This window comes from Pseudomonas sp. N40(2020) (assembly GCF_014472415.1).
Lineage (GTDB): Bacteria > Pseudomonadota > Gammaproteobacteria > Pseudomonadales > Pseudomonadaceae > Aquipseudomonas.
The window spans coordinates 1-22,061 of the sequence record NZ_JACSZV010000036.1 but is presented as its reverse complement, the minus strand read 5'-3'; the positions used below and the strand labels follow the sequence as shown (position 1 = coordinate 22,061).

Below are 22,061 nucleotides of genomic sequence, written 5' to 3'. Positions count from 1 at the left end.
TGTTCATCACACCGTCCATGGCGCGGGGCCTGCGCCGGCGAGCAAATGTGCAAACGCATCGGGCGGCAGGGCTTTGCTGAAGTAGTAGCCCTGGCCTTCTTCGCAATGTTGGGTCTTGAGAAAAGCCAGTTGCTCGGCGGTTTCGATGCCCTCGGCGATGACGTTCAACCGCAAGCTCTTGCCCAGGCTGATAATGGCGCTAACGAGGGCGGCGTCGTTGCTGTCGTTGCTCAGGCCGCGAATGAACGACTGATCGATCTTCAGTACATCAATGGGAAACCGGCGCAGGTAGCTCAGGCTTGAATAACCGGTGCCGAAGTCATCGATGGCCAGTCGTGTCCCCAGCGACTTCAGGCGATTGAGCACGGTCATCGTCGCCTCGACGTTCTGCATCAGGACGCCTTCGGTGATTTCCAGCTCCAGCCAATCGGCGGCCAGACCGCTTTGCTCGAGTATCCGCTCGACGTTTTCGACGAAGTCACGCTGGCGAAAGTCGATGGGCGAAATGTTCACCGACATGCGGATGGTCGGCAGTCCCGCGACTTGCCACGCCCGGGTCTGGCGACAGGCCTCGCCCAGCACCCATTGGCTTAGCGGCACGATCAGCTTGCTGTCCTCGGCCACCGGAATGAAGTCCGAAGGATAGACCAGGCCGTGGCCCGGTTTCTGCCAGCGCACCAATGCCTCGGCACCCACCACTCTGGCACTGCGCAGATCGATTTTCGGTTGGTAGTGCAAGACGAATTCCTGCTGTTGCAAGGCCCGGCGAATGCCCGACTCGATGCTCTGCTGTTCGCGGGCGCGCTGGTTCATCGCATCGATGAAGAAACCGATGTTGTCGGGGCCGTTGTCCTTGAAGTTGCGCATCGCGGTTTCGGCCTTTTTGATCAACTCGATGGCCTCGAGGCCGTCATCGGGATAGACGCTGATGCCCAGGCAGGCGGTAACGCTGATGTCATGACCGGCAATCGTCTGCGGCAGGCGGATGGCGGCGAGCACTTTTTCGGCAATGCCACGGGTTTGCTGGGGATGGCTGATGTCGCTGAGAATCACCACGAACTCGTCGCCACCGTAACGAAAGACCGAGTCTGACTCACGGACGCACTGCAACAGTTGCTGGCCGACCCGTTTGAGCATCTCGTCGCCCGCCGGATGGCCCAATGCATTGTTGATGCGCTTGAACCGGTCCAGGCCGAGGAACATCACCACCAGTTGCTTGTCATGGCGCCGGCAGACGGCCATCGCATGGCTCAGGCGATCACCGAGCAGGGTGCTGTTGGGCAGACCTGTGAGGGTGTCGTATTGCAGCAGGTGCGAGACTTTCAGCAGTTCATGCACCCGCGCCTCGATGCTTTGCTCAAGGCCGAGCATCTTCAGCGCTGCGTCCTGGGCCAGTTGCCATTTCCACGTCAGGGCGCTGGCCATCTGGCGGATTTCCAGACTGTCGAACGGCTTTTTCAGGATCAGCAACTGGTCGCCGAACTCCAGGCGTTCAGCCATGGCTTCCCAGCTGTAGTCGCTATAGGCCGTGCACAAGGCAATTTGCAGGTTCGGATCGACGCGCCACAGTTGCTCGATGGTTTCCAGACCGTCCCAGCCGGGCGGCATGCGCATGTCTATGAAGGCGAGGGCGTACGGGTTGCCCTCGGCGAGCGCGCGTTGAACCAGCGCCAACCCTTCCTGACCCTGGTAGGCGGAGTCGAGCTGGAAGGTCAGATGCGTCGTCAGACGGGTGCCGAACAGCGTCTGTTCCAGCTGATTCAGATCTGCATCGTCCGGCGATTGTGGGGCGAGGATCTTGCGGAAGTCGTCGTGAATCGCCGGTGTGTCATCGATGATCAGGATGCGCCGATTGGTTTGTGCGAATGCTGCGCTCATTCTTCACCCTCCTGCGGGTCCGCCGCCTTGCATCCGTCTCTGAGCAGTTGGCCAGCCTCCTCGGCGCTGACCGCCTCGATGAAGTAGAGCCCCTGCGCACTGGGCAGGGGACTGACCGTGGACGGCGCGAAATGCTGTTCGGGCTTGGGCGGACCTTCGGCGATGATGCCAATGTCCAGATCCCGGGCGAAGTTGACGATGGCGCGCAGCGCATTGGCGCCGGCCACATCCTGGGCTGCGCTGTCGATGAAGCGCTGCGCGAGTTTGAGGTGATTGACCCGGTAGGTTTTCAGGTAATCGAACGAGGAGTATTCGGTGCCGAAATCATCGATGGCGATGGTCACGCCCAGTTCACGCAGTCGCGGCAATGCGTCGTTGTGAGTCCACTTGGTCTGGGCCAGTGTGGCCTCGGTGACATCGAAACGCAGGTCCCAGGGCGCGAGTTCCCAGCGTGCGGTGGTGCGCAGAACGTCGTAGATCAGCTCGTGACCACTCTTGAGTTGGGCCAGAGAAAGCTTGATCGCGATCACCGGTGGTGCAACGCCTTCGTCGCGCCAGATCTGCATCTGGCGGCAGGCGCGATCCAGCACCCAGCGCCCCAGAGGAATGATCGCGCCGGTTCTTTCCGCTGCCGGTACAAAGGCGCTGGCCGGCAACAGGCCAAGGCGTGGGTGCTGCCAGAGGACTTGCGCCTCCATGCCCAGAATCCTGCCACTGTGCAGGTCCATCTCCGGTGCGTAATGCAGCCTCAACTCATCCCCTTCGAGGGCCGTCATCAATTCGCTGACAATGGTCATGCGTTCCGCCACTTCCCGGGAGATCTCCTCTGAGTGGAAGTGGTACTGGTTGCGGCCCATTTCCTTGGCGCGGTACAGCGCCATGTCGGCCTGACCCAGCAGGCTGTCGGCGTCGAGGCTGACGGCGCTGTAACTGCTGATGCCGATGCTGACCGAGATGTGCAGGGCATTGCCGGCCAGGTTGTAGGGGGCCAGCAGTGTGTCGCGGATATGGGTGGCCATGGCGGCCGATTGGGTCGGGTCGCTGACGTCTAGTTGCAGAATCGCGAACTCGTCGCCGCCCAGACGCGCCACGATGTCGTTTTCGCGCACGCTGGATCTGATGCGGCGGGCGACTTCCTGCAACAGCAGATCGCCGACCGGATGGCCCAAGGTGTCATTGATGCGCTTGAAGTGATCCAGATCCAGGTAAAACACCGCGAACGGCATGGCGCCACGGCGCGCGGCGGCGAACGCTTGGTGCAGGCGCTCGATCAGCGTGGCGCGGTTGGTAAGCCCCGTCAGGCCGTCGGAGCGGGCCAGCAACGCCAGTTTGTCCTCGACCAGACGGCGCTCGGTAATGTCCAGAATGATGCCCTCGACTTCAAGCAGACGGCCGTCATGATCGCGTACCGGTATGTAGCGGTTTTCTACCCAGCGCCAGGTGCCCTGGCCGGTGCGCAGACGAAACTCGATGGTTGCGCCCGACGCGTGCCGATCCAGTACCCGGGCCATTGCCGCATCGACGTTGGCCTGATCATCGGGATGAATCAGTGCCTGCGCCCAGTTCGGTGAGCCCACCAGATCCGCCGCGACATGGCCGTAGCGAGTGATGTTGTGGGAGATATACATCAAGGCAAACGACGGATCGCCGCGCAGTCGATACAGGATGGTCGGGCTGTTCTGCACGATCATATTGGCGTCGGACAGTTCCCGGGTGCGCGCCTGAACCGCCTGTTCCAGCAGGTTCATTTTCAGCGCGGCGTCTTCAGTCATTTGCCATTTGACCGTCAGGGCGCTGGCCATCTGGCGGATCTCGATCGCATCGAAGGGCTTTTTCAGAATCAGCAGGCGGTCGTTCAGCGCCAGGCGGCGGTCGATGTCTTCCCAGGAATAGTCGGAATAGGCCGTGCAGAGGGCGACCTGCAACTTGGGGTCGACTTGCCACAGCCGTTCGATGGTCTCAAGCCCGTCCCAGCCCGGCGGCATACGCATGTCGATAAAGGCCATGGCATAGGGGCGATTGTCGGCCAGCGCGGCTTTGAGCTTGTCCAGCGCTTCACGGCCCTGAAACGCCGAGTCCAGTTCGAAATGCGGGGTCCGTACCGCAGACGGGGTGCCAAACAGCAGGCTTTCGGTCTCACCCAGGCCGTCGTCCGCCGGGGTGGCGGGGCAGAGAATCTTGGCGAAGTCGCCATGGATCGCCGGGCTGTCATCGACGATCAGCACACGTCGATTGACGAGCGCGGGGGGCAGGTTCATGCCGCACCGACCATGGGATCATATGGTGTTGTCATCGGGAGCATCCGTTTCCCTCGGCACAGGCCTGTTCGAAGACCGACGGAGTCGTTCAACCTATTGAGCATAGTTGGCGTCCCGGACCTTCGCATGCGCATTCGCGCCGAAGATTTGCGTGAAGGCTGCCTAAAATCATCTAGCCTTTGACTCAGGCGCGGGCCAGCGAGGCGGTCGGCCCGTTGCGTCGTTCACCCCTGTCACGCTTGAGGCCAAGCCATGGAAGAGCAAACCGCCCCGCCACAGCCGCACCGTCCCAAGGTCCTGCTGGTCGATGACGAGGAATCTATCCTCAACAGCTTGCGCCGTCTGTTGCGTGGCCAGCCCTATGATGTCCTGCTGGCGACCAGCGGTGCCCAGGCACTGGAAATGTTGGCGCAGCAGCCGGTGGATCTGGTCATGAGTGACGCCCGCATGCCCACTATGGACGGCGCCTCGTTGCTGGCCCAAGTCCGCGAACGCCATCCGGCGACCGTGCGCATCATGCTTACCGGCTATGCCGACCCGTCCGCCATCATCAAGGCGATCAATGACGGGCAGATTCACCGTTACATCAGCAAACCGTGGAATGACGAAGAGTTGCTGCTGATCCTGCGTCAATCCCTTGAGCATCAACACTCCGAGCAGGAGCGCCAGCGCCTGGAGCGCTTGACCCGGGTGCAGAACGATCAGCTCAAGCTGCTCAACAGCACCCTGGAAAAACATGTCGCCTCGCGCACCGCCGAACTGCAACAGACCGCCGACATGCTCGATCTGGCGTACGAAGAGCTCAAACACAGTTATGTCACCGGCACTGAGGTGTTTTCGCTGCTGGCCAACCTGCGCTTGCCCCCGGCCAAACAGACCAACCGGCAGATCATCGAATTGGTGCGCAGTTACTGCACACAACATGGTCTGGATGAAGTCACCAGCCGCGACCTGACCATGGCCGCGGCGCTCTACAACGTCGGCAAACTGAGCTGGACCGACGGCATGATGACGACACCATCGGATCTTCTGCACCATACCGATCGCGAGCGTTATCGCGCTTATCCAAAGCAGAGCGAATCACTGCTGATGACCCTGGACCCGATGAAGGATGCGGCACAGCTGATCCTGCATCATCAGGAGCGTTGGGACGGCAGCGGCTTTCCCGACCGTCTCAAGGGCGAGGCGATTCCATTCGGTTCACGCTTGCTGAAACTGGCGGTGGATTTCGTCGAGTTGCAGCGCGGTTTGATCCTTGAACGGCATATGAACAGCGACGAAGCGTTGCTGTACCTGCGTCAGTACGCCGGGCGATTGTACGACCCGGAACTGGTCGAAGATTTCATTCAGGTGTGTGCGGCCTTCCTCAGCGACGTCACCCTGGCCGATCCGACGGTCAAGGTGCTGACCACGCGAGATCTGGCGGCAGGGATGATTCTGGCGCGCAATCTCAATGCCGATAACGGCATGTTGTTGCTCAATGCCGGCAAGGTTCTCAGCGGCCTGTTGGTGGAAAAGCTGATTGCCTTTGAGGCCATGGAAGGCGGCCAATACAAGATTTTCGTCAAGGTGCCCGAGGAGGTTGAGGCGGCGCTCAACGCCTAGAGTGGAAGACCGATGAGGTGACGCCATGGGCGGGGCGTGGGATCCTTGCGGTTTTTCCAGGCCGGTGGCTCACCCATGACCTCTGCATCCGTTGTCTCCCCGCGCATCATTCGCATCGCCGCTGCCCTGTTGCTCAATGCCGATGGCCAGACCCTGCTGGTGCGCAAACGCGGCACCACGGCGTTCATGCAACCGGGCGGCAAGATCGAACCGCACGAGTTGCCGGTACATGCCCTGGCCCGCGAGCTGGAGGAAGAGCTGGGATTGCTGATCGACCCGACGCAGGCCACTTTCCTCGGCCAGTTCTCCGCACCCGCCGCCAATGAGCCGGGCTATGTCGTTCAAGCCGACATTTTTCAACTGACCATCGATGCCGAGGTCTGCCCGGCAGCCGAAATCGAAGAGGTGATCTGGGTCGATCCGGCCACTGATCCTGCTATCGACCTGGCGCCATTGACACGCGACCTGATCCTGCCGTTTTATCGCCGTTCGCTCACCGCCATCGCCTGATCATCCCCGCAAAGGACGTTGCCATGATCCCGCTTCAAGACCTGCTGATCTTCGCCGCCGCCGCGTTGCTGATGGTGCTGACGCCGGGGCCGAACATGATCTACCTGATCTCGCGTTCGATCTGTCAGGGACGCAAGGCTGGCGTGACATCGTTGCTCGGCGTGGTGGCCGGGTTCTTTGTGCATCTGTTTGCCGCCGCCGCCGGTTTGACGGCAGTGTTTCTTGCGGTGCCAATGGCCTATGAAGTGTTGAAGTGGGCCGGTGCGCTGTACCTGCTGTGGCTGGCCTGGCAAGCGGTGAAACCCGGTGCGCGTTCGCCGTTCGAAGCTCAGCAGTTGCCGGCGGATTCGTCACGCAAACTGATCACCATGGGCTTTCTCACCAGCGCCCTGAATCCGAAAATCGCCGTGTTCTACCTCTCGGTGTTTCCGCAATTCATCACCCCTGAACACGGCTCGGTGTTCACCCAGAGCATCATCCTCGGCCTGACCCAGATCAGCGTCAGTTTCTGCGTCAACTTGCTGATCGCACTGTTCGCTGCCGGCATCGCTTCGTGGTTCGTGCGTAACCCGACGTGGCTGGCGATGCAGCGTTACTTCATGGGGATGGTGCTCGGCGGGCTGGCCGTGCGGTTGATGCTTGAACAACGGCGAGCCGCTTGAGATGTGGATCGAGCGGCTGGATGCCAGCCATGCCCTGGCCTATCGCGAACTGATGCTTGAAGCCTACGACCGCCATCCACAGGCGTTCACCTCCAGTGTGCGCGAACGCGCGGCGATGCCGTTGAGCTGGTGGGAAGCGCGGCTGACCAGCAAGCTTGATGTGGTGCTGGGTGCATTCGAAGCGGGGGTGTTGGCCGGCATTGTCGGGCTGGCGTTCGAACCGCGCGAAAAGGCCCGGCACAAGACAACCCTGTTCGGCATGTACGTCTCGGCGGATTATCGCCAACACGGTCTCGGTTTCGAACTGGTGCAAGCCGCGCTGACCGAGGCACAAAACCACCCCGGGCTGAAACTCATCCAGCTCACCGTCACCGCCGGCAACGATGCGGCCTTCAAGCTGTACCAGCGCTGCGGATTTATCCAGTTCGGTCTGGAACCGCTGGCGGTGCGAGTCGGCGAAGACTACCTCGACAAGATCCACATGTGGCGTGAACTCTGACCCACCATTGTTTCACCCTGTAGGAGCGAGCCTGCTCGCGATAGCGGTGAAAGATCGCTATCGCGAGCAGGCTCGCTCCCACAGGGGATTTGTGTTTCAGGCTGGGGGATCGAGGTTATCCAGCGCGCGGTTGACGGTCAGTTCGCCGAGCATCACCACCTGCTGAATGCCGAGCAAGGTGTTGCGATGCGGCGTGTCGAGCAGGCCGGCGAAATCACTGAGCATCACACTCGCCGAGGCAAGGGATTCACAGGCGTGGGCGAGGAGGGTTTCGTTATCGGCTTCGGCAATGACGTGGAACAGGGTGCTGGGGAGGCGAGGCGGGTTGGGCGTTACCTTGAACATGGTGAATCTCCGTAAAGGCTAAGCCGCCACGACTCATCGCTAAACAAGTAAAGGTGGCGGCTGTACGCAGGTTAGCGATCCGGGTTACAGAAACCCCGGGTAGACCCTAAGGTCTCCCACGCACAGCCACCATACGCAGGATGCTGACGAAGACCGTCTGGCATCGAGATTGGGGCACTGGTGCGGCCGGATCGCTAAACCCGATCGCTGAATGTGTCAGCGACCGACAAACGATAGAGACCCGGCCCAAGGCGCACAAGCCGGCGGATTCTGGCGTAGCTGTAGGCAGTGACGCAAGGTTGCGTAGCCTGAGTCCATGTCTGGACATGTCGTTTAAACAGCAGCCGTTTAAGATTTTTTGATTTTGGAGTTTCAGCGCACCGCGCTAACACCATCCAGCGTCGAAAACGAAGTGTCCTTGGCCGTCAGCAGAAAGTCGCGCATGTACGGCGCATCGAGCATGTCGGCGCGTATCCCGGCGTACAGCGTGGCGAACAGACCTTTCTCGCCCAGTCGCTTGCCCTTTACATAGCCGCGCGAGCTGTACTCATGCAGCGCCCAATGCGGCATACCGCAAACGCCTCGGCCGCTGGCGACCAGTTGCATCATCATTACCGTCAGCTCCGAAGTGCGCACCAGCGCCGGTTCGATGTCGGCCGGTTCAAGGAAGCGGGTGAAGATGTCCAATCGGTCGCGTTCCACCGGGTAAGTGATCAGGGTTTCTGTCAACAAGTCTTCGGGGACGATGTAGGGTTTGCTCGCCAGCGGGTGCTGATTGGCCACCGCGAGCATGGCTTCGTAGGTGAACAGCGGCACATAGGTGATGCCGGCGATTTCCAGCGGATCAGAGGTCACCACCAAATCCAGATCACCTCGGGCCAGGGCCGGCAGCGGGGCGAAGGAGAAGCCCGACGCGAGGTCGAGTTCGACTTCCGGCCACGCATCGCGGAACTGGTCGATGGTCGGCATCAGCCACTGAAAGCAGCTGTGGCATTCGATCGCCATGTGCAGGCGTCCGGCAGTGCCGCCGGCCAGTCGAGCGATGTCGCGCTCGGCGCCGCGCAGCAGCGGCAGGGTGGCGTCGGCCAGTTGCAACAGGCGCAGGCCGGCGCTGGTGAAGCGCACCGGTTTGGTCTTGCGCACGAACAACGGCATTCCCAGCCGTTCTTCAAGCTCCTTGAACTGGTGGGACAGCGCCGATTGGGTCAGGTGCAAGCGGTCGGCGGCATCGACCAGGCTGTCGGCTTCGCGCAGTGCGTGCAGGGTTTTCAGGTGACGGATTTCAAGCACCGGCTGGCTCCATGAGGAAAACTTGTGATCAACACGAAAAGGTTGAGTTTGTCTCATGTTGGCTTGACTGTCGACAATGGCGCCATCTTTTACGCAATGGAGCACATTCGACATGGCCGTGGCCCACACCCTTGGTTTCCCGCGCATCGGCGCCGACCGCGAACTGAAAAAAGCCCTCGAAGCCTACTGGAAAGGCGATCTCGATCAGGCCGCGCTGAACCAGGTTGGCCGTGATCTGCGCGCCACTCACTGGCAGTTGCAGAAAGCTGCCGGTATCGACTTGTTGCCGGTCGGCGACTTCGCCTGGTACGACCAGGTGTTGACTCACTCGCTGACTTTCGGCGTGATCCCTGAGCGTTTTGACGGCGTACGCGACGAGCGTGGCCAGCCGACCCTCGACACGCTGTTCGCCATGGCTCGCGGCGCCACGGCTGGTTGCTGCGCTGATGACCACGGCAAGACTCAATATGCACAAGAGCTGACCAAGTGGTTCGACACCAACTACCACTACCTCGTCCCGGAATTCAGCGCTGATCAACAGTTCAAGCTGAGCTGGGAGCAGTTGTTCGATGAAGTCGAAGAAGCCAAGGCACTGGGCCATAACGTCAAACCGGTGATCATCGGTCCGCTGACTTACCTGTGGCTGGGCAAGGCGAAAGGCAACGACTTCGACAAGCTCGACTTGCTTGAGCGTCTGCTGCCGATCTACAACCAGATTCTCGTGCGCCTCGCCGAGCAAGGCGTGGAGTGGGTGCAGATCGACGAGCCGATCCTCACCCTCGACCTGCCGCAAGCGTGGAAAAGCGCCTTCGAACGCGCTTATCACATCCTCCAGTACTCGCCGCTGAAGAAACTCGTGGCGACGTACTTCAGTGGCCTTGAAGACAACCTCGGCCTGGCCGTAGGCCTGCCGGTGCAAGGTCTGCACATCGACGCGGTGCGGGCGCCGGAGCAACTTGGCCAGGTGCTGGATCGCCTGCCGACTTACAAGATTCTTTCGGTGGGCCTGGTCAACGGGCGCAACGTCTGGCGCTGCGAACTGGAGCAGGCGCTGGCGCAATTGCAGCCGGCGCAGGAGCGTTTCGGCGACAACCTGTGGGTCAGCAGTTCCTGTTCGTTGCTGCACAGCCCGGTGGATGTCGAGCGTGAAGACAAGCTCGATCCGGAGCTCAAGAGTTGGTTGGCGTTTGCCGTGCAGAAGTGCAGCGAAATCTCCGTGTTGCGCGATGCCTTGAACGATCCACAGGCGCCCAAAGTGCAGAGCGCATTGGCCGAGAACCGAGCGATTCAGGCCAGCCGTGCGCAGTCGCCACGCATCCACAAAGCCCAGGTGCAGGCGCGGATCAAGGCGATCAATGCCAACGACAGTCAGCGTCATTCGCCGTTTGCCAAACGCATTACCCGGCAACAGGCGCGCCTGCAATTGCCGACATTCCCGACCACGACCATCGGTTCTTTTCCACAGACCGGCTCAATCCGTCTGGCGCGGCAGGCGTTCAAGCAGGGCAAGCTGTCGGCCAACGATTACCACGACGCCATGCGCAGCGAAATCCGCCACGCCGTGAAGATTCAGGAACGCCTGGGGCTGGATGTGCTGGTACACGGTGAGGCCGAGCGCAACGACATGGTCGAGTACTTCGCCGAGCAGCTCGACGGCTACCTGTTCACCCGTTTCGGCTGGGTGCAGAGCTACGGTTCGCGCTGTGTGAAACCGGCCGTGATTTATGGCGACCTCAGTCGCCCGAATGCCATGACCGTCGACTGGATCACCTACGCTCAAGGCCTGACCGACAAGGTCATGAAAGGCATGCTGACCGGCCCGGTGACCATGCTGATGTGGTCGTTCCCCCGTGAAGATGTGTCGCGCAAGGTCCAGGCGCAGCAATTGGCGCTGGCCCTGCGTGACGAAGTGGTGGATCTGGAAAACGCCGGGATCAAGATCGTCCAGATCGACGAAGCCGCATTCCGCGAAGGCCTGCCGCTGCGCCGCGCACAATGGCAGGCGTATCTGGATTGGGCCGTTGAGGCCTTCCGTCTGACGGCGTCGGGCGTGAAGGATGAAACCCAGATCCACACCCACATGTGCTACAGCGAATTCAACGACGTGATCAAGGCGATTGCCGACATGGACGCCGACGTGATTACCATCGAAACCTCGCGGTCGGACATGGAATTGCTCGAAGCCTTCGAAGCGTTCGACTACCCCAACGACATTGGCCCGGGCGTTTACGACATTCACTCGCCACGGGTGCCGGATACCGCCGAGATGGTCAAGTTGATGAAGAAGGCTGTGCAGCGGATTCCCGCCGAACGGCTTTGGGTCAACCCCGATTGCGGCTTGAAGACGCGGACATGGCCGGAGACGGAAGCGGCGTTGGTGAACATGGTGGCGGCGGCGCGGCAGTTGCGCAGTCTGTTGGCCTAGCCGCTCGCAAAAAAAGCCAGCCTCGTGAGTGAGGCTGGCTTTTTCGTTGTTGATGAGCGCAGCGATTTAGACCGGATCCTTCACCTGGATTGCCTCAAAACGCACGAGTACGGCCGACTGTGCGCCAATGTCGGCGTAGGGCAGGGTGGCGTCGTCCGCATGCGTCAGGAAGCGGTGGTCGGGCAGTTTCAAATGGGCTTTTTCGAAACTCCTGAACGCCCTTGTCGCGCTGCGATAGTGAAAGTGGGCGTACCACAGCAGCTCTGCCGGCGACAACGTCATATCCCAGATTTCATACTCCTGCAGATAATCGTTACGGCCGTGGCGTTTGCCGAGATTTTTCAGCGGGCTGGTTTTGCGGATCTCTACGGCATTTTGCTCAATAAGGTCTTCAAGCATGCCGTCGGTAGGTTTTTGACTGGTCAGCGATTGGCGAGTACGCAGGGTCCGGCCGGTGAGCGTCAGTTCGCTGGCCTTGTCGCGCAGTTGTTGGACGAGCGGGCTTTGCGGCGCCTGGGCCTCGATGCGGGAGGCGCGGCGATTGAGCTCGGCTGCTTCGCTGACCATCATGTGTTCCAGGTCAACCGGCAGCATGTCTTGCTCGGCATAGGACTCGACCCTGTTCTGGTAGCTCGTCTGTGCGTCCAGGCGTCGCTGTGCATCGGCCACTAACGTGTCAAGGCTCATGGCCGGCGGTGCGGGCGGTTCAACGTTGCGCGGGTTCAACAGACGATAGCTGCCATCGCTGCCTTGCTCCCAGACTTCCTCGTAGCCCCCGCGGCCGGTCGACACGTATTGTTTCTTTTGCGTTGTCGGTTCCCAGCGCTCGACGCCGTGCACTATCTGGTTGTCTGCGGTGGTGAACACTCTCGGTGCAGGCTGCCCCGCCGGCAATGGCATTGGCTCTTCGATGATGCCTTTTCGGGCCCGTTCGCCGAGCCATTCGATCCCGCTCAAAAGCGCCGGTACTTCCTCCATGTGGAAGTGCTGCGGGTAGGTGGCGGTCCAGATCGTCATCTCGCGACGAAACCGGGTGTACAGGTCGAGGCAGTTCTGAAGAATCTGACTGCGCTGGACAGGCGTCGTCTCGAAGTTCAGCAGGTTGTATTGCGTGTACAGCGCCCGATCGACATCGGCGCGAAGTGTCCCGGCCTGTCCCATCAGGTAGAACCAGGACACGTCGTCGGTTCGGCCATGGCGCTTGACGATTTCCAGGCGTTGGCTGGTCTTCAGATACAGCAAGTTGGCTTCGCTGTGCTTGGTGTTTATATCGTCGATCAGTTTTGTCTGGTGGTCTTTGTGCGCTTTCACGCGGATGCGTTCATACCAGTAATTGGCATCGACCTTGCGCTGCTCCATTTGATGGAGTTGGCGCAGGTACTCGATACGCAATGTGCGGAGTTCTTCAAGGGTTTTCAGCCGTTGTGCAAACGTGTCGGGTGGCAGATTGTCCAGCGCCTCCATCAGGTCGTCGATCTTTCTGGTCACCTTGAGGGTGTTTTGCGAGAGGTGGAAAGCGCGGCGCCAGTACCGGTCGGTCAACAACGCAGCACATTTGCTTTGTATTTCGAGCAGAACCCGTTTTTTATTGCCCCTGGTCAAGGGCATCAGCTCATCCAGTGTTTCGTACTGACGGGTAGCCAGTTTGATATCGGCGACACAAGCGGCCTCGGAAGCCGGCATCAAGGCTGGCCGTTGCGCCTCTGAGGCTGCGCCGTACCGGTGGATCGCGGCCTCGTTCGCCACGCCACCGGCCTGGAGTTGATCCGCCAGGCGATCGGCGGCTTCTGTCAATTGAAGCTGACGACGGAACGCACGATCAACCCACCAGCGTGGCAGTCGTTGTCGAATGGCTTGCGGCCAGAATGAGTCAGCCGCATCAGCCAGGTGCCCGGCCACATTGCCGCCGCCCAGCACTCCGCCTTCAACAGCCGTTCCATGCACGCCGAACCAGGTATCCCAATGGCCGGTTTCATCCAGGGCGATCGGTTGTTTATAGGTTTTTGTGCTCGTGCCGCGTAAACGCCAGTTGTCGGCGTTGGTACTGCGTTGAACTTCATAGACCCGTCCCTGGCGCAGGATGAAATCGCCGTCGGCATGCCGGTAGATACCGCGGTAGAGACCGTCGGTGTCCGGCTCCAGTCCGGACAGCGATATCGGCTTTTCGTATTCGTAGCCGGCGAAGCGCGCAGCCAGATGCCGAGCCTTTCGTGTCGAGGGCGCATGCAGGGCGCCGGCACCTAGCCCCAACCGGAGCAGTTGGCGGGCACGGGTCAGCGCGCGCGCCGTTCGTGAAATCGCCGAAAAGGCCATCTCACCGGGCAGCAGATCCATGGCCGCGTCGATCAGCGCCAACAACACCGATTCGACTTCCGCCAGCCCATCCCCCACGTCACCGCGCAGAAATGCGGCCACGGCCTGATTGGCGCTGGTCCAGGCATCGTAAAGGGCCAGCGCGGCGCCGATGAAGGGCAGCAGGCCCAGGGTCATTTTCAGGTAATTGAAGGCCCTTGGCCCCTTGAGGGCATAACGTTCCATGTACAACGCGTCGTTGGAGCGCGATGTGCCGCGATGGGCTTCGATCAGCCGGCCCATGTGGGCGTTCAGCAGGTGGGCGGCCAATGAGGTGGTCGAGGGCCAGGGCATGCCGATGCCGATCATGGCGTCGTATTTTTTCTCAATGGCCTGACCTAGGCGGATTTCATGGGCTCGCACATCACCTTGCAAGGCGCGACCGGCCAGAAAGCGGATCCATTTGTCTTGCTCGCAGAGTTTGAACAGTGACTTGCGCGCGTCTTCAAGGCTGTCGTACCGACGCAGAAACTGGTCGTCGGGGCTGTCGGGGACATACAGCAATGTTGTCCCGCTGATCTGTTCCTGGATAAAGGTCAGGCCCGACAGCGTGACGGGCCCCTGATTGGGGGTGTCCTTGCCGCCGGCTCCGAGGAATACCGGCAAAAGCACGATACGCCTGGCGCCACGGGTCCAGGCATGTGATGTGTCGGCATCAATGGCAATGTCGAAAACCTGCAGATCACTGGCGGTGATCTGCTGTTGCAGGCGTGCACATTCGCCCTGCATCTTGAGCATCAGGCGCCAGGGTTCGAGCAGGCATTCACGGCGATGTTCGCGCACGAATGCGGATTCGCCGAGCGACCCCATGAAAGCCTCACGGATGCGTTGTTCGTAAGCCATGGGCAAGTCCAGCTCTGGCAGGATTTTGCGCAGATATTCATGGTCGATGCCTTCGCTCAAGACATTGCGAACGTGCTCGTCGTCGGCACTGATCTCTACTTTCATGAACAGCAGGCGCAGGGACTCCGACTCCATGCGCATCGACGGCGTGTTGTCGATGTTGGATTGCGCCAGGTCCTCGAGTGAAAACTGACTGCGTGTGGCGCTGGGTACCGCAACCAGTTTTTGCGGAGTGGTCATGGTTGAGCCGTCGCTCAATTGCTTTTGCAGTCTGGCTGAGTCGGGCAGATCGATTTGTACCGAGAACGGCCCCTCAACCGAAAAGTCCTGACGCAAGCGCTGGTGCAAACGCTGACGAGTGAAGTCATCACGCGGCGGCAAGGCCAGCGTCAGCAGTTGGTGGCTGCGGTGCATCGCGGCGATGTAGGCCTGGATCTGTGCCTTCAGGTCGCTGCGTTCGCTGGTCGACATTTGCCGTAGCCAGCCCGGCAGATTCGCCGCCAACGTGACGGTGCGGTTTTGCTCCAGCAGGTGCGCAAACGCCAGGCTTCGCGCTGCGTGCACGGGCACCTGGAGAGCGGCCCTGAAACGTTCACGCAGGGCCTGCAACTGCCTGCTGCGCTCGGTGGCTGCCGTTGCCTCGGGGTTGCGTGTACGAATCACGCCAGCCTGCGTTTCGAAGTCACTGGTCAGTTGGTCGAGGGCGTAATGCAGTGGGTCGCCGCTGATTTTTTTCAACTGCAGGGTGAGTGCGGCGTCCTTTTCGGCAATCTTGAACATCTGGCTTGCGAGCGTCTTGCGATCGGCGAATCGTTGCAAGCCTCCACCGGTGCCGGGCCAGTACAGCAACAGACTGTGCGGTGATGTCGGGTCGGACAAGGCATCGGCGTGCGTCATCACAAACGGGCCGTGGAGTATCTCGGTCGCGGATGCATCAGCGTCGGTCTCGCTGGAAGAGAGAACCAGGCTGGCCGCAACACGCGCGCTACCGGGATTGTCCGGAGGGTCGAGCAGGGCTTTGATCAGTTCGTGCTCTTGGCTGCTGATCTGTTCAAGCGCCCGTTGCACATCAGCTTCAGCCAGCAGACCGGCCTTGTGTGCCTGATGCAGGGCGGTGAACTCACGATTGAACGTCAACAGGTCAAGGGGCCGTTGGCGACCCAACAAGGCCGTCGCGGCTGTGTCGGCTGACTGCTCGGCGGTTTCCAGTGAGTGTTGCGAATCCTTGACCGGTTGCAGGGCCGCGTTGTCGTCAGACGTTCCCAACCGGGCTTCGAGCGCGTCGCGCTGGCGGTTCAGCGCGGCCCGGCGCATGGCCCAGGGAATGTCCTCATACAGACTGCCGAACAGCGACTGTTCATCTTCATCGGCAATGACCGCTTCAAATATGGGCGGTGCGCCGAATACTGCGGCGGTTTGGCGTTGACGGTCTGTCTGGTCGGCGAAGTCGAGGGCGTTGCTGCCATGTTCGGCGAATCCGGGCTTGTTGCCGGCGCTTCCCCTGCGCAGCGCATCGACGCGGGCCTGACGAAAGTGCGTCAGCAGATCGCTCATGCCGCTGGTCAATGGCAGGTCTCTGGGGGTGTATTCGAATCTCAGGCCGGTTTGCGGCAAACCCTTGGGAATCAGCGACTGAGCGGACATCCATGCCTCAAGTTCGCTGCGCTGTGCAAAGCCTTTGAATGCTTCGGGCCGCAACGGCAGGTACAGCCAGTGCACTGGCGGCTGCTGGTGACCGAAGCTGATGACCCAGGCAGCGGGGAATTTGACTTTGCTGCCGTTGCTCAACAGCAGTGAAATCTGTTCGCAGGTGGCAGTCGCATCGCTTGTGTTGGGGTCCATCAGTGCGACTAACGAAGGCAATCTTTCAGCGCTCAGGCGACGTTGGGCAACGGCGGTCTGGACGGTGGCCTCAAAATGTTGGCGATACAGCTGGTTTGCTCGTTCACGGCGTGAAACCGGAGTGCCGGGCGCGCGTGCATCCCAGTATTGATTCCAGCTTCTGTCCAATGCCTCCAGCAGATTCAGGGACTTGAGCCGTTCAAGCAATTGCAGCGGCGTGAGGGCGAACAGCGCGTGAGTAGCGGGCAGGCCTGTCACGCGGCATTGCAGATCAATTGCGCGTTGCGGCAGCGGATGCTGAAAGACAAAGGCACAGGCCTGCACCGTCGGGATGAACCTTTCGGCGTGTTGATCGGTGGCGGCAAAGTGCAAGCCTATATCGGGCTCGCCAAGATCCAGTTCCTGCTCGAGCAATCGAGTGAGTGTCGCGCGCGTGGTCGGAACTGCGGCGAACAGTTCACGCAGCGCCTTGCTACTGTCGCGCCAACGACTCGAGGCCGTCAGCGCCAGCCCGGTGTCGGGGTTTGCGGGTAAATGACCGGAGGGCGGTGTCGCTGCGGGGCCGGGATCTGAGAGGGCGGTAATGAAACGGTCGGGCATGGCAACTATTGCTCGTGTAATGAAGCAGCGGATGCGCTTCTGGTCCCCGTCATTCAAAGGAAATCGTCGGCCGCCATGGCGGTACATACATATCGCAGGGCGACCACTCGGCACTCTTCATCAAACTGTCATCGAACTGTGGCAGCGCGCTTGTACAAACTTCATCAGACTCGCGCTCTACTGGGGTTCTGCGTTTCGGTGTTTTTCATGCACAAGATGTTTTTATCAATCGCGGCCGTTTTGGCCGTGCTTTTGTTCGGTTTGCCGGCGTCTGCGGCGTCGCGTTGCGACGTGAATGTGCCAACCGAACGGGTCGATCTGGCGCAGGTCAGCCTTGCCTACCAAAGTATTGGCCGGGCATCGGACCCAGCGCTGTTGCTGGTGATGGGCCTGGGCGGGCAGTTGATCCACTGGCCGGATGAAGTGGTGGTGGCGCTGTGTCAGCAGGGTTTTCGAGTGATTCGCTATGACAACCGCGATGTCGGCTTGTCGACCTGGCGTCAGGCACCGGTCGAGGCCAATCTGACGTTTGAAGTGTTGCGCTACAAACTCGGTCTGCCGGTGGCGGCGCCGTACAGTCTGACCGACATGGCCGACGATGCGCTGGGCCTTATGGACGCGCTGCATGTCGAGCAATTCCATGTGCTGGGCGCGAGCATGGGCGGCATGATCGCCCAGCACATGGCGGCCATGGCGCCGCAACGGGTCGAGAGCCTGACGCTGATCATGACCAGCTCCGGCGCCGAAGGTTTGCCGGCACCCAACGCGGCGCTGGTGCAATTGCTGGCACGGCGTGGTGCACCGAACCGAGAGGTGGCGCTGGAGCAGCAGGCGGATTTACTGGCGGCGCTCGGCAGCCCGGCGGTCAGCGATGATCGCCAGGCGTTGCTGCATCAAGCGGCGGCTTCTTACGATCGCGCGTTCAACCCGGAAGGCGTCAAGCGCCAGATCATGGCGATTCTGGCCGAGCCGAGCCGGGTGGCGCTGCTCAACCAGTTGCGCGTGCCGACGCTGGTGGTGCACGGCACGGCCGATCCGTTGCTGCCGGTGATGCATGGCGTGCATTTGGCGGCGCACATTCGCGGCAGTCAGTTGAAGTTGATTCCGGGGCTGGCCCACCGGTTTCAGGAAGCGTTCAAGGAACCGTTGCTGGCGGCGGTATTGCCGTATTTGCAGGCGCACCGTGAAGACACTTCGCATTGGGCGCAGATTGAGCCGGTGGTGGGTGCCAAACTCTTGTAACAACAATGAAAAGCCAAGATCCCCTAACCCTCTCCCTGAGGGAGAGGGTTAGGGTGAGGGCTGGGGTGAGGGTTGCTCTTGATCTCAATCTCAGCTGTGCAGGCGAATCCACACACTCACCAACACCGTCGCCGCCATCAACCAAGCCACCGCCGCCACGGCGAGCGAAGCCTCCAGCCGCATCCGGTCGATCATCACATACAACGTCGCCAGGTACACAAAGTACGGAATGATCGACCACATCCCGAACACGATCGTGGTCTTCAGGTCATCAATCGAACGTCCCTTGCCGACGATGTAATGCGCGATCAAGGCAAAGGTCGGAAACAGCGGCACCAGGCCTGCGATGTAATAGTTCTTGGTCTTGGCCAGTGCCGCGAGAATCACGACCACGGCGGCGCCGAGTGCGGCTTTCAGTAGTAGATCCATCAGTGACTCAGCCCGTATTTTTTCACTTTGTCGAACAGCGTGGTCTTGGCCATGCCCAGTTCCAGGCTCGCCTGTGTCAGGTTGCCGCCGCTGCGTTGCAGGGCATCGCTGAGCAAATTGCGTTCGAAGGCTTCCACCGCCTCGGCAAACGCCAGGCCCTGGCCAGCGCTGCCGGCGCCGGATTTCTTGAAGGCCGGCAGACCCAGGGCGAAACGCTCGGCGACGTTGCGCAGTTCACGCACGTTGCCCGGCCAGTCGTGGCTCATCAGGTTCGACAGGGTCTGATTGTCCAGCTCCGGCAGCGCGCGGTCGAAGCGCAGGGCTGATTGCTGAGTGAAGTGTTCGAACAGTTGCAGGATGTCTTCGCGGCGTTCGCGCAGCGGTGGCAACTCCAGAGTCACCACGTTAAGTCGGTAGTACAAGTCGCTGCGAAACTCGCCAGCCTTGCTCGATTCGTCGAGGTCGGATTTCGTCGCCGCAATCACCCGGCAATCCACCGCCACACTCTGGTTCGAACCGAGGCGTTCAAGGGTGCGTTCCTGCAATACGCGCAGCAGTTTGATCTGCAACGGCAGCGGCATGCTTTCCACTTCATCGAGGAACAGCGTGCCGCCGTCGGCGTGTTCGATCTTGCCGATCCGGCGTTTGCCGGCGCCGGTAAAAGCGTTGGCTTCATGGCCGAAGATTTCGCTTTCGAACAGATTCTCCGGCAGGCCGCCGCAGTTCAGCGCGACGAACTGCTTGCTGTGACGGCGGCTGAAATCGTGCAGGCAGCGGGCGACCAGTTCCTTGCCGGTGCCGGTCTCGCCTTCGATCAGCACGTTGGCCGAGGTGTCGGCGACGTTGGCGATCAGTTCGCGCAGGTTCTGCATGGCCGGCGAGCGACCGATGATGCGTCCTTCAAGAGAATCACGCTCGGCCAGTTGCCGGCGCAGCGATGAAACCTCGCGGGCGAGGCTGCGTTGCTCCAGCGCACGCCGCGCGACATCCACCAGACGCTCGGGGGAGAACGGTTTCTCCATGAAGTCGTAGGCGCCTTTTTGCATCGCGCCGACCGCCATGGAGATGTCGCCGTGGCCAGTGATCAGCACCACCGGCAAACTGCGGTCGCGTTGCTTGAGCCGGGTCAGCAGTTCCAGGCCATCGATGCCCGGCAAGCGAATGTCGCTGATGACGATCCCGGCAAAGTTGTCGCCGACACGTTCCAGCGCTTCTTCGGCACTGCCGACGCCGACGCAGGGAATGTCTTCCAGCGTCAGCGCTTGCTGGCAGCCGAGCAATACATGGGGGTCGTCTTCGACGATCAGCACACTAAGGTCGTGGTTCATATTGGCTCGGCAGGAGTAGGGCTTACCAACGGTAAACTGAGGACGAAGGTGGTGCCACCGCTGGCCGGGTGTTCGACACCCAGATGCCCGCCCGTGGCGGCGGCGAGGCTGGCGGAAAGGGTCAGGCCCAGGCCCAGGCCTTGCTCACCGGGTTTGGTGGTGAAGAACGGTTCGAACAGATGCTTGCGTGCTTCAACGTCGATGCCGTGGCCGTTGTCGCGCACCCGCAGGCGATATTTGCCGTTGAACTCTTCACCTTCCAGCCACAGCTCCGGCAGCGGTTGCGCCTGCATGGCGTCGAGCGCGTTGCCGATCAGGTTGACCAGAATCTGTTCGAGGCGGGTCTGGTCGATATGCAATTGCACATCCATGAATTGCCGGTGCAGTTGCAGCGCCGAACTCTCCAGGCGTGCGCCGAGCAATTGCAGCGCGGCATCGACGGCTTTGCCGAGGCTGGCCTGGCCGTGGTTGTCACCGCGCCGGGCAAACGAACGCAGGCTGGCGGTGATCCGGCCCATGCGGTCGATCAGGTCATTGATGGTCTTGAGATTGGTGCTGGCAACATCCAGCTGACCGCGCTCCAGAAAGCGCACGGTATTGCCCGACAGCGTGCGCATGGCTGCCAGTGGCTGGTTCAGTTCGTGGGCGATGCTCGTGGACATCTGGCCTATGGCGGCGAGTTTGCCAGCCTGGACCAGTTCATCCTGGGCGCGGCGCAACGTCTCTTCGGCCTGACGCCGCTCGCGGATCTGGCTCTTCAATCGATCGTTGCTGGCGCGCAGGTCGGCGGTGCGTTCGGTAATCCGACGCTCCAGTTGATTGTTGGCTTCCTGCAAGGCTTCGCGGGCGGCGAGGCGCGTGGCGATGACCTTGCGTCGCTCGTTCCAGGCGATCAGCAGGAAGGCCACCAGAGCAAACGCCACGGCCACCAGGATGCCCTGATTGATTGCTTCGCGCCGCAAATCCTGCAATGACGTGAGCAGGGTGAAATTCCACGGTGTGTCGCTCAAGGGACGGGTCTGCGCCAGATAGCTGATGTCGTCTTCATCGGAATCGACTTCGCTGTTGGCCGGGAAGGTGAGTTTCTCCACACCTTCGGACAATGTCTCCCTTGCCAGCGGTTGCAGTTCATTAAGCGGGAACCAGTAGTACTGCAGACTGCGGGCGAGTTTTTCCTTGGTCTCGTCGCTCAGCGGAACCACCGACTTCAAACGCCGCGCCGGATCGCTGGAGAGAATGATGATGCCGTTTTCGTCACTGACAAACGCTTCGAGGCGCGCACGTTGCCAGCGTTCTTCCATGGCTTCCAGACGCACCTTGACCACGGCGACGCCGACGATCTTGCCGTGTTCTTCAAGGCCGTGGGCCAGGTAGTAACCGGGTTCGCCGTTGGTGCTGCCGATCCCGTAGAAGCGGCCGGGTTCGCCCCGTATGGCTTTCTGAAAGTAGGCGCGGAAGGACAGGTCTTCACCCAGGTAACTGTCGACATCGCGCCAGTTGCTGGTGGCCATGACGCGGCCGGTGGTGTCCATCACGTAGATGGCCCGACTGCGGCTGCGCCGGTTCAGGCCTTCAAGGTAAGCATTGACCGTTTGCCGGTGTTCCGGGGTCGGGTCGGCCAGCAATTGCGGGACACTGGTTTCCAGTTCCAGCAGGCTGGGCAGGTAGGTGTATTTGCTGATCTCGCTCTCGACCGCACGGGCGTGCAGTTCCAGTTGGCGCTGGCCGTTCTCGCCGAGGCTGCGAATACCAAAATGCTCACTGGTCCAGAAGCCGATAAAGCCCAGGCCGATCATCAGGGCGATGACCAGCGGCGGCAGGAACAGATGACGAATCAGACGGGGTTTCACGGCAAGTGATGGCGGCGCTGCGCGATAGAGAGTGGGGTCGCATTTCATCACAGTTGCCTTGGGTCAACCACAACAACAAGCCATGGACATCCCTTGTAGGAGC

Annotated in this window: 13 protein-coding genes and 1 pseudogene; 6 read left to right on the top strand and 8 right to left on the bottom strand. The window is 60.9% G+C overall.

Annotation, left to right across the window (positions count from 1 at the left end; genetic code table 11):
• Positions 1–6: 6 nt before the first annotated feature.
• A complete protein-coding gene (locus tag IAI51_RS21030) occupies positions 7–1,878 on the bottom strand; it encodes a putative bifunctional diguanylate cyclase/phosphodiesterase (RefSeq protein WP_187680198.1) in 1,872 nt (623 codons plus the stop codon).
• Entirely contained in the window at positions 1,875–4,136 is a 2,262-nt protein-coding gene (locus IAI51_RS21025) for an EAL domain-containing protein (RefSeq protein WP_187680197.1), read from the bottom strand. Before IAI51_RS21025 ends, IAI51_RS21030 begins: the two co-directional genes overlap by 4 nt.
• Before the next feature lie 252 nt (positions 4,137–4,388).
• Between IAI51_RS21025 and IAI51_RS21020 the strand changes: the two genes are divergently transcribed.
• From IAI51_RS21020 to IAI51_RS21005, 4 genes are all read left to right on the top strand, one after another.
• A complete protein-coding gene (locus tag IAI51_RS21020) occupies positions 4,389–5,741 on the top strand; it encodes an HD domain-containing phosphohydrolase (protein WP_187680196.1) in 1,353 nt (450 codons plus the stop codon).
• Between the two features lie 75 nt (positions 5,742–5,816).
• Positions 5,817–6,251, top strand: a complete 435-nt coding sequence (locus IAI51_RS21015) for an NUDIX hydrolase (protein ID WP_187680195.1) — start codon at positions 5,817–5,819, stop codon at positions 6,249–6,251.
• Positions 6,252–6,274: 23 nt separating this feature from the next.
• On the top strand, positions 6,275–6,913 hold the full coding sequence (locus IAI51_RS21010) for a LysE family translocator (RefSeq protein WP_187680194.1): 639 nt from the start codon (positions 6,275–6,277) through the stop codon (positions 6,911–6,913).
• Between the two features lies 1 nt (position 6,914).
• Positions 6,915–7,412, top strand: coding sequence for a GNAT family N-acetyltransferase (locus IAI51_RS21005; protein WP_187680228.1), 498 nt, complete (start codon positions 6,915–6,917; stop codon positions 7,410–7,412).
• A 96-nt stretch (positions 7,413–7,508) separates the two neighbouring features.
• On the opposite strand, the pseudogene IAI51_RS21000 reads toward IAI51_RS21005, so the two are convergent.
• Positions 7,509–7,730, bottom strand: a pseudogene (locus tag IAI51_RS21000) (DUF6124 family protein); the annotation flags it as partial.
• Between the two features lie 399 nt (positions 7,731–8,129).
• Complete coding sequence (metR, locus tag IAI51_RS20995; RefSeq protein ID WP_187680192.1) at positions 8,130–9,047, bottom strand: transcriptional regulator MetR; 918 nt, start codon at positions 9,045–9,047, stop codon at positions 8,130–8,132.
• A 112-nt stretch (positions 9,048–9,159) separates the two neighbouring features.
• Here metR and metE point away from each other — a divergent pair, with 112 nt between their 5' ends.
• Positions 9,160–11,472 carry a 5-methyltetrahydropteroyltriglutamate--homocysteine S-methyltransferase gene (gene metE / locus IAI51_RS20990; protein ID WP_187680191.1) on the top strand — a complete coding sequence of 771 codons (2,313 nt, stop codon included), beginning with the start codon at positions 9,160–9,162 and terminating at the stop codon, positions 11,470–11,472.
• A 66-nt stretch (positions 11,473–11,538) separates the two neighbouring features.
• Here the strand turns inward: metE and IAI51_RS20985 are convergent, their stop codons facing one another.
• A complete protein-coding gene (locus tag IAI51_RS20985; RefSeq protein ID WP_262410372.1) occupies positions 11,539–17,109 on the bottom strand; it encodes a hypothetical protein in 5,571 nt (1,856 codons plus the stop codon).
• 207 nt (positions 17,110–17,316) lie between these two features.
• Between IAI51_RS20985 and IAI51_RS20980 the strand changes: the two genes are divergently transcribed.
• A complete protein-coding gene (locus IAI51_RS20980; protein WP_187680189.1) occupies positions 17,317–18,351 on the top strand; it encodes an alpha/beta fold hydrolase in 1,035 nt (344 codons plus the stop codon).
• 90 nt (positions 18,352–18,441) lie between these two features.
• Here the strand turns inward: IAI51_RS20980 and IAI51_RS20975 are convergent, their stop codons facing one another.
• Genes IAI51_RS20975 through IAI51_RS20965 form a run of 3 tightly spaced genes read right to left on the bottom strand, consistent with a single transcriptional unit; the run spans position 18,442 to position 22,006 of the window.
• Complete coding sequence (locus tag IAI51_RS20975) at positions 18,442–18,780, bottom strand: GlpM family protein (protein WP_187680188.1); 339 nt, start codon at positions 18,778–18,780, stop codon at positions 18,442–18,444.
• Entirely contained in the window at positions 18,780–20,108 is a 1,329-nt protein-coding gene (locus IAI51_RS20970) for a sigma-54-dependent transcriptional regulator (RefSeq protein WP_187680187.1), read from the bottom strand. Before IAI51_RS20970 ends, IAI51_RS20975 begins: the two co-directional genes overlap by 1 nt.
• Positions 20,105–22,006: an ATP-binding protein gene (locus tag IAI51_RS20965; RefSeq protein ID WP_187680186.1), complete on the bottom strand. Its 1,902-nt coding sequence runs from the start codon at positions 22,004–22,006 to the stop codon at positions 20,105–20,107. The genes IAI51_RS20970 and IAI51_RS20965 overlap by 4 nt, the downstream gene beginning before the upstream one ends.
• Positions 22,007–22,061: the final 55 nt, after the last annotated feature.